Source organism: Oleiphilus sp. HI0117, from assembly GCF_001635235.1.
On sequence record NZ_LWGA01000131.1, the window covers coordinates 1 to 494 of the forward strand.

The 494-nt window shown below is 37.7% G+C and carries 1 protein-coding gene; it reads left to right on the forward strand.

Annotated features, from left to right (window positions below; genetic code table 11):
* Window positions 1-218: 218 nt before the first annotated feature.
* A partial coding sequence (locus A3757_RS01780) for an ExbD/TolR family protein (protein WP_369819516.1) occupies window positions 219-494 on the forward strand: 276 nt, incomplete at its 3' end.

The window sequence follows — 494 nt, forward strand, 5'->3', positions numbered from 1 at the left end:
ATGGCTGCTATTCCTCTATTGCTTTGCCATGCAGTGCTACAGACTAAGACCAATGAAATTGTCGATAGTTTTGAGATGGCTGGTGTGAAATTACTAAATATGATTTCCGATAAAACTGGTCAGTCCTAGCACTCATCTTTTTTATGAACTCAATTGACAGTAGTTTATTTATTCAAAAGATAGATAACTAACCGGTATTACTAACTAGCGATATATATATGGCACGAAGGAAGCATAGAAAGCTTGTTCAGCAGGCAGAATTGGACATCACTGCGTTCATGAATCTCATGATTGTACTTGTGCCGGTATTGCTATTAAGTATGGTTTTTTCTCAAACAGCAGTATTAGACCTTAATTTTCCAGTACTGGACGATGCGCAACTCCCAGATAATTCCGAAGAATTGCAACTGCAACTAATAATACGTAAAAACAGCCTGACATTGGCTGATACGAAACAGGGTTTAATAAGAAAGATTCAGAGTAGTGAGCAAGGT